This is a genomic window from Bradyrhizobium sp. UFLA05-112, from assembly GCF_053572325.1.
In genome coordinates, this window is record NZ_JBANBK010000030.1 from 80,335 (window position 1) to 89,645 (window position 9,311).

4 protein-coding genes are annotated in these 9,311 nt (G+C 59.4%); all 4 read left to right on the top strand.

Features of this window, described 5'->3' with window-relative positions:
• The 4 genes from tssM (at window position 1) to SO180_RS19255 (ending at window position 7,487) form a co-directional block, all read left to right on the top strand.
• Window positions 1–3,615 carry a type VI secretion system membrane subunit TssM gene (gene tssM, locus SO180_RS19240; RefSeq protein WP_449380405.1) on the top strand — a complete coding sequence of 1,205 codons (3,615 nt, stop codon included), beginning with the start codon at window positions 1–3 and terminating at the stop codon, window positions 3,613–3,615.
• Between the two features lie 250 nt (window positions 3,616–3,865).
• On the top strand, window positions 3,866–4,792 hold the full coding sequence (locus tag SO180_RS19245) for a serine/threonine-protein kinase (protein ID WP_449380406.1): 927 nt from the start codon (window positions 3,866–3,868) through the stop codon (window positions 4,790–4,792).
• A gap of 126 nt (window positions 4,793–4,918) precedes the next feature.
• Complete coding sequence (locus tag SO180_RS19250; protein WP_449380407.1) at window positions 4,919–6,400, top strand: type VI secretion system Vgr family protein; 1,482 nt, start codon at window positions 4,919–4,921, stop codon at window positions 6,398–6,400.
• A 574-nt stretch (window positions 6,401–6,974) separates the two neighbouring features.
• The gene (locus tag SO180_RS19255; protein ID WP_449380408.1) at window positions 6,975–7,487 is read left to right on the top strand and encodes an Hcp family type VI secretion system effector; all 513 of its coding nucleotides are present in this window, start codon (window positions 6,975–6,977) and stop codon (window positions 7,485–7,487) included.
• Window positions 7,488–9,311: the final 1,824 nt, after the last annotated feature.

Below are 9,311 nucleotides of genomic sequence, written 5' to 3' on the forward strand. Positions count from 1 at the left end.
GTGTTCGGCCCACAATTGGCGGCACTCTTCTCGGTTCGAGGCATCGTCACGCTCATCTGCTTGCTTGCGATCAGCCTGCTCATCTGGTTCGGCGGTCCTCATCTCGTCGTGTTCGAGCAAGGTCTGCTCGACCAGCCAACTGTTCGCGCCGGCGCGATCGCGAGTCTCGTGCTCGTAGTCTTGCTCGTCACGCTTGCTCGTTACTGGCTGGCGCGCCGCACTAACCGCCGCATCATCAAGTCAATCATGGAGAGCGAAGGCCTGATCGGACCTGCCGGCAATAGCAGCCAGGAGGAAGTCGAATTAATTCGTAGGCGCTTCGAGGATGCACTGAAGGTCCTGCGTGATACGGTATTCGCGGGCAAGCGCGGACCAAGTTATCTGTTCGAACTGCCCTGGTACATCATCATCGGCCCACCGGGCGCGGGCAAAACGACGATTTTGCGCAGCTCTGGGCTCGAGTTTCCGCTCTCCCGGCAGCTTGGAGTCGAGCCGGTCGCCGGCATTGGCGGTACACGAAACTGCGACTGGTGGTTCACAGATGAAGCAGTCTTGATCGATACGGCAAGCCGTTACACGACGCAGGACATCGATACCGAGGTCGATCGTGCGGCCTGGCGCGGCTTCCTCGATCTTCTCGTGACACATCGGCGCCGGCGGCCCATCAATGGTATCCTGGTTGCGGTCAGCTTGGCCGATTTTTTCTCGCGGGACGAGCCGGTGAGGCGGCAGCACATCCAGGCCATTCGCTCGCGGATACAGGAGCTGCTGAAGACCTTTCGCATGCGCATTCCGGTTTATGTGCTGGTTACGAAATGCGATATGGTGCCTGGCTTTACAGAATATTTCGACGATCTCGACAATCAAGGCCGTGCCCAAGTCTGGGGCAAGACCTTTCCTCTTGGGCCATGCGATCGTATCGGCGACGCCGTGGGCTTGGAGATGCAGGAGCTTGCGGAGCGGCTTGAGGCCAGACTGCCCCTTCGCATGCACGACGAACGCGATCTCAGCCGGCGGGGACTCATGTACGCGTTTCCGAAGGAGTTCTGGGGTGTCCGGAGCGAAATCACTAGCTTCCTTGGTGAGGTCTTCCGATCGCATCGCTTCGATGTAGAGCCGATGCTGCGTGGCGTCTACTTCACCAGCGGCACACAGGAGGGAAAGCCAATCGATCGCGTGATCGATGCGATTGGCCGAAACTTCGGTCTGCACTTGACCCCGCGCGTGCCGACGCTCGAGCCGGGCAGGGGGTTCTTTATCAAGCAGTTGCTGACCGAAGTGATCTTCGCTGAGCAGGGATTAGTCGGCCGAAATTCGAAACTTGAGCGCCGGCTCGCTCTGGTCCATGGCGGTGGGCATATCGTAGCAATGGTGCTAACGGTGGCTGCGTTCATTCTGTGGTATTGCGCCTTCACCCGCAACGAGGCGCGTATCGAACAAACCAGAGTGGCCGCGCAGACTACAGAGGCGCGTCTTTTGGAAAGCCGCGGCCCGCTCGACCTTAAGGCCATCCTGCCGACACTCAATGCCGCGCGCCGGCTCCGTCTAGTGGCTGGGGAAGACGGCTGGTTTGCCTGGCTTGATGATCTCGGCATCTCGGCGCCCCCCGTGCTTGCGCCAGCTGCTCAAGATGTCTACGACCGCATCCTGCTCAATCGCCTGCTGCCGGTTTTCGCGGGCAGGCTCGCCGTCCGCATCGATGCCCTGTTGCGCGCCGGCAACGATGCTTTGCTGGACCAGGTCAAGGAGGTGTTCCGCACCTATCGGATGCTGAGCGATCCGGGCCATTTTGATCGTGGCGAAGTCGAACAGGCGGCGCGCAATGAAATCGCGCGCACATTTGCGCTCGATCCGACGTCGGCTGGCGAGCTGAACCAGCATTTTACGCGGCTTATCGAGTTGCTGCCGAAACCCATCAGTGTCGACCAGCAATTCGTGGGAGCGGTGCGGTCCCGGCTAAACAAGCGTCCTATCGTCGAGCAGGTCTATGCCCGCCTCCTACGCGAAGGCGCGCAGAACACGCGCCTGCGGCCGGTCGATTTTATTCGTCTGCTGGGTTCCGGGCAGCTTGAGATCACCCAAATGCGTACCTTCCAAATTGGCCTTCCCGCCATCGACGAGCAGGGACAGGTTTATGCGAATGGTGGTGCCATGATCCCCGGCATCTTCACGCGCGAGGGTTTTCTCAATTTCGTGCTGCCGAACCTTCCGCTCATCGTCCGAGCAGAGCAGAGCGCCGACTGGCTACTCTCCGGCGCCCCGTTCGACACGGCAGATATTCAACCGATCGCCCTCAAAGTCATGGATCGGTATGTTAACGATTATATCCGCGTTTGGACAAATGTCCTGAGCAGTATCCACGTTGTTAAGTTTGACGATTTGCAACGCGGCTCAGCGATCATGCGCGCCTTGGCCGGCTCGGAAAGCACGCTGCAGCAGATCGTTTCTCTAGTGCACGACAATTCGAATCTGCTGCCGTTAGGAGAGCAGACCCCGGTCAAGGCCGGAGATGCAGGCTCCGCCGCCGGCCCTTCCTCGGTCGCCGTCCATCAAGCCGCGGGTGCTCTGTTCCATGCCGCGTTCGGCGATGCGCCTTGGCCGGGAACGCGGATCACCGAAGCGTTCCGGCCTCTGGCCCAACTGGCCACAGGCGGGGCTTCTGGACAACCGACGGGCATGGATCATATCCGTGGTCTCTTCGGCGGCCTCTATGTGGCGATGGCCAACATCGCGACAGCGCCGGATCCGAACCAGGCCGCGTTTCAGCTCGTTCAGCGACGCGCCAAGGATCCGAACAACGATGCTTTCGGTGCCCTGCGCGCCGACTCGGCGCTGCGACCGGAGCCGATCCGCACCATCATGAACGAGATCGCGCTTCAGACATGGAGCACCTTGCTCAAGCGGGCGCATGACCATGTCGATGCGGTTTGGACGCGCGAAGTGGTCCCGGTCTGCCAGGGTATCATTTTCCAGCGCTATCCAGTTTTCGAATTGGCGAGCGAGGACATGACGCTCAAGGACTTCGGCGATTTCTTTCGTCCCGGCGGCATCGTCGATGACTTTTCTGAGAAATACCTTTCGCCGCTGGTCGTCGACCGTCGGACCGGCCTTGCACCGGCGATCATCGACGGTGCAGAGGCACCAATCCGCGCGGATGCATTGATGCAATTTCAGCGCGCGCGGGAGATCCGCAATGCGTTCTTCAGCAGCCCCGGTTCGGCACCGGCAGTGAAGTTCAGCATCAAGCCAGTCTATCTCAGCCCCAAACTGATGGGCGCGACGTTCGTCTTGGACGGCAAGGAAATCGCCTATCGTCACGAGGCGCCTCGTGCCTACGAGCTCGAATGGCCGACCCGAACCGATGCAAGTATTGCCGCCATTACGCTCACCGCGGCGGACAAAACCGAGGAGAGGATCGAACGGTCGGGCCCCTGGGCACTGTTCCGGCTCCTCGACACGTCACAACTGGCCTCAGGTGGCGCTTCGGATCGGTTTGCCCTGACGATCGGTAAGCCGGACGGGACCAACGTGACCTACGAACTGCGCGCAGCAAGTGTCAGCAATCCGTTCAGCCTGAGCGTCCTTCGTTCGTTCCGGTGCCCGGATAGCCTATGACCAGTGGGCGTCGGAGTTCTTTTTTGTATCTGCGGGAGGATTCTGGCCGTTGGTGCCTCGTCGGGTCAAGGCATCAGCGGCTCAACGAGCCGTTGGCGGCATCGCGTCTGGCGCAAGGCGATCCCTGGCCGTCGGGCTACTGCTCGCCATTGCGATTTCGAATCGATACCTCGGCGTTCTGCCTGCTCTGGGACGGCGGACGTGCAATAACCGGTGATGTCCGGGCGATCAGCTCAAGCGAGAATGCACTTTGAACCCATCTTCGGTGGGCTCGGTCGCGCCCGTGGGATACGTACTCGGCGGCCGGTTCGACCTGGTGGAGGTGATCGGCGTCGGCGGCATCAGCACCGTTTATCGCGCGACCGATCGGATTGGTCTGTGGGCGCGCGAACCAAATCCCGAAGTGGCAGTGAAGGTTATCCGACCGCATCCGAGGATGCGCCAGGAATTGATCGGGCTGCTGCATCGCGAGGCGCGTCTCTTGCGTATGGTCGTGCACCGGAATTTGGTGCGCATTTATGATTCCGATTACGACGGCAAGTACCATTACCTGGTCATGGAGTTTCTTAAGGGCCGGTCGCTGGCGCAAATCCTGATTGAAAATCAGGGACGTCCGCTCTCACCCGCTGTTTCCTTTCGTATCATCCGCGCTGCGGGGCGGGGGCTCGCCCATATACACCGTTTCGGACTTGTCCATGGCGATCTGAAACCGGGCAACATCTTTATGACGTCAGACGGCGCAATCAAGATTCTGGACTTTGGGGCGGTGCTGACGCTTGAGGCTGCGCCGCTAACCGAAAGGGGTGCGGCGCTGCCCGATCAGATCGCTCTCATGACCCCGGCCTATGCTTCGCCGGAGATGCTGATGGGTGAGCCGCGGGCGGAAAGCGATGATGTCTATTCTCTCGCTGTGGTCGCCTATCTGGTCCTGACCGGCATGCATCCATATGCGCATCGGCCGGCCGATGAGGCGCTCTACGATAAACTGACACCGGCGCCGCCTTCGACCATTTCCACAGCGCAATGGCGGGCACTCGCCTCCGGTCTTGCCCTCAACCGTCGTGACCGCATCCAGACGGTCAGTGAGTTCGTTCAGAGTCTCACCCGACCGCCTTGGTTTTACCGCTTGTGGGGCGGTGCTCGCCATGCGGCTGTCGTAAAGCGTGTAAGGAAATAAGATACTATTTGAACATTCCCATACTTGGGAATTGCGGGCACACGCTTGCCGTCTCGGACGTTAGCTCGCTCCGCGGCAACTGATACAAGCTGCTTGGCTCTGCGGACGTTTCGACGTGGTGAACCGATGGCCGACTACAATCTCAGTATGAGTCTGGACATTCTCAGTCAGCCAGAGCTCAAGCTCGACGTGCAAGGCTTCGAAGGCACAGAGTGCATTTCTCTGCCGTTCAGCTACCTGGTTTATGCCACGACATCGAGCGATGCTGATATCGGCTCAATGATCGGTGAACGCGCCAAACTGACTGTCAAAACCGCATGCGGGCGATGGATTGCCTCGGGCCTCTGCGCCCAGGTAGAGGAACTTGACCCGACGGTAACCGAATTACGGGTGCTTCAGTTCGTTCTACGCCCGCGCTTCTCGGCTACCGAACTCTCGATTGCGAGCCGCGTTTATGGCCCTGGCCAACCAGTCAGCGTGGATGACATCGTCAAAGAGGAGCTGAACAGGGCGGCCATTAGCATTCCCGCCGAGTACAATCTGGATAGCTATCCAAAGCGAAATTATGTCGCGCAGTACAATGAAAGTGATTTCAATTTCATTTCGCGTCTTTGCGAACGGAACGGAATTTTCTATTTTTTCAAACAGGAAGACGACGGTGAGACAGTTGTCTTTGGCGACAAGAACCTGGCATTTCCCAAGATCAAGTTCGGCAGCGGCGCGGCTATCCTCTACTCGCACCAACGCGACCGCAGCACGTCCCGACGCGTCGACGAAAGCGCAGTTCTGTCTTTCCGGCAACGCTGCGTTCTCTCGACAAAGACGATCGGGCTCCGCGATTACAACGAAACGGTGCCGTCCGTCATATCCGCCGATAAAGAGGTCGGACAAGGCAATGGTTATTTGGGAAAAGCCGAACGGTTCGGCGGACATTTTGCTTCCGAAGGAGAAGCGATCACGCTCGCCAAGATCCGTGCGGAGCAAATCGGCGCCAGTCAGACGATGTACATCGCCCATAGCGATGCGCCGCAGCTTCGCGCAGGGGCCATTTTCGAACTCCAGGGCCATCCACGGTTCGATGGCGAATATCTCGTCGTCGCCGCGGATCACTCGGCCTATAGGCCGGCTCCGACCGGGTTCAACGCCTTGCCCCGGAACGGGCGGGCCTACTACAACATGGTCCACTGTATCCGGTCGGACCTACCTTACCGTCCTGTCGCGATGACGCCTGTGCCACCGGGCGTCGGCCTCTACAGTGCCAGGATCGACGGAGAAGCATGGAACGAGCGGGCGGAAATCGACGAACAGGGCCGCTACAAGCTGCAATTTACGTTCGCCGACGAAGTAGCGCCAAAAGGACGTGGTAGCGACTACGTGAGGAAGCTCGAGCCTTATGTTGGCCCGAGTGAAACCGGGCTCCATTTTCCCCTGGTCGCCGGGACGGAAGTTTTGGTTGGCTACATGAACGGCGATATTGACCGGCCGGTGGTGGTCGGCGCGGTGCACAATCCCGACATGAAGGGCGTAGTGACCTCCGAAACGCACCTGTTCAATCGCATCAAGTCGCAATCTGGTGCCTTTTTCGAGATCTACGATGGGCCTGCCTGAGTTGCTCAACTCCTAGCGCTTTATGACCGTCTGGCGACCCGCGACCCGCGAGATCGACCCGTTGGTGGAAGCGGTCGCCAATGCAGCGCGCGCAACCATCCTGCCAACACCGATGATTAACGTGCCGCCGCCATCGTCCGATGGCATACGTTCGCTATCGCTTCGCGACGGACGTGAATTACGTCTGCGGCTATCTACGCAGCATCTGGAACAGCGACAACGCGGCCCTCGTACCGTGGTCGTCTACACAATATCTGGCAATGCCGTCGTTGACAATCGCATCGGCTACCGAGTGTCGGGGCAGGCTGTGCTCGACCTTGCCACACGTGCGTTTCTGGACGTCGAGTGCCGGCTGGAGTCAGTAGTCGGCTCTGTTATGCCGTGAAAGATCGCTGGACTTGCGCAGACGACTTCCCTTGACGGGGCTGTGCGCGGACATCTGCCAGCGTTGTTTGACCCATCATATCCAGTCCGGCAGTTAAAACGATCCCTTTGCCGACGCCATTTGGCACGGATGTTGCGATGTGCGCCATATCAGCTCGGTCGGGAGCATGCCAGACATTGGAGACGAGAAGTGTCACTTGAGGCTTATATAACGATCAAAGGCAAGAAGCAGGGCGACATCTCCCAAGATGCGTCCAAGCCGGATAGCATCGGGCAGGTCGCCAAGAGCGACTCCGACAACCAGTCAAAGATCACCGTTGTTGCGTTCAGCAGTGGAATCATTGTTCCGCGCGATATGACGAGCGGTGTCGCCACCGGCACGCGCAATCATCAGCCGGTGGTCTTTACCAAGTTTTTCGATCGCGCCTCGCCGCTGCTCTGGCAGGCACTGGCAACCAACGAGGTGCTTGAAGAGGTCGTGTGCGAGTTCTACCGCGCCGATCCAGCGGGGATGCCGAAGCCGCAAAACTTCTTCAAAACGACCTGGAAGGACGCGACCTTGATCGAAGGCAAGGCCTTTGTGCCACTGACGATCAACCCGCAGAATAACTTCTTCCAGAACATGGAGGATTGGTCGTTCACCTACAAAGAAGTGAAATGGGAGCACATTCCCGGCAGTACGACAGGCGAAGACAAGTGGTGAACGGCTTCAGCCCAGCGCCGCTCTGCGGCGGCGATAGCTGTCCCAGCTCGGCTTCGGGCTCCGCCCTTTTGGGGGCGCCTTGCCTGTGCCAGGGCTGAGGACGGTAAAAGACGAGCGGCGACGGTTGCGGTCGAGCTCAAGTCGTTGGTCGCGCGACCTTAACGTTTGTAGCCAGGGGTAGCGTCGCTTCGGGGCTTTTGCGTTTCGTGCGGCAAGTGATTTCGAACTGGTCGTGCAGCACGCATGGCAAGCCTCGACGGGCGATTTCATCAATGCCGACGAACACGCCTCGTTCGTTTACGGCCATCTGCATTCTCTTCAATCCAGACTGAACGGTTTTGATTGAGGTTAGTTCAGTTCCGTTTTCGGCAGTTGATGCTGAAACTGTTCGCGCGCGAACGACAGCTGAGCGTGTGCTGCTTCTGACGACGGTGCAAGGCATGTCGGAGTTAAACACCGGAGACCGGTTGTCGCGTGCGAACCTTCAAGCTTGAGAATCTGCGTTGATTCCGTTGGCGCGGCGCTTGCCTTTGAGATCTCCAACAGGGGTAGGGTGCGGAGTACATTCTGGCTCGGAGATGAACTATGACGGATAGTCCGCCACACAAAAAGCAAAGGCATGGCTCGCAAGACAGGCCCTCTGACCAACATGAGACGCTCGACTTCGACATCGACGAGGCACTTATTTCCCGCTTCGAAACGGAAGCCAAAAGGAGTGACCTCACCGGGAATTACGTGCGATGGACGGCAAACGCGGCGCGAAGGTTTAGCGGATGGCTTCGCAAGTCCGGAAGGCCGCCAATGGCCAATCGGCTTAACCAACTGAATGCCGATGTGCAGGCCTATACAAGGGAGCTACGACTTTTTGAGGAGGAGGTCCTTACGCTCGAAAGAGCGCTGACGCGCCTTCGAGAGGTCGTTGCTGGAACACCGATGGGTCGCCGCACCGCCAAGTCCGGCGATCATCTCAAAGCAAAGTGTGCCGAGGACGAGAGCCTTATTTCGTACTTGAGGAGGAGGGCACCCTCGCCTCTGCAGCCAACCACTGTCAGCGATTACGCGTCGGTTCTTCGCGGGTTCAGTGATTGGCTCCAAGAGCGCAAAATGGAGCCAATGGCTGGCCGCCTTCACGACGATACGTTGACGCAGGATGTGAAAGAGTACAGGGCTTATGCCCCCAAGATTATGTCCGCGTTGAGGTACCTTCGAGAGGCATACCGCGAACGCGAGGACCCGAGCGCCGGGGCACGCACTCAGCAGCACGTCACTACTGCGTCGTATGCGCCCGCGACGTCAGAGCCGCGTGAGGATTGTCAAGGTGCGCCTGTGGCGGATGTCTTTGGGCCATTGTCGGCTGCGAGGCCTGGGGAGTCGGCCTCCGGGTACGGCGGTTCGGCGGTGCCCGGTGTGTCGCCCGAGGTCGCGGGGTCGCCAGAGGCCTTCGTCTTGAGGGAGGAGGACTATGAACTGGTGAGGCCATTTCTGGAAAGCATGGCAACCCCTTCACAGCATGGCGCATCGCCGGCACTTCCTCAATCTGGCGGACGCGTTGATGTTGCGGTGCCGCCGTGGCCTCCCCCCGCCGGACCATCGTCATCTGCCGCTGCTTCGGAGGCGTCCTCGAGCTTCGGCGGTCGCCGGCTAGTTGAGGATTTCGGACATATCGTCGGTTTGGGCTGGCAGCACGGTACCCAAACGGCCCCGGGCGTGCTGATCCGCGCACTTGATAGAGACAGGCTCCTGCCGAGGCCTGCGGCGCGGCGATCAAAGTGAGAGTGCAGCGTCAATCAAGATGAGAATGCCGCCGCTGGACGGGAACGTAGG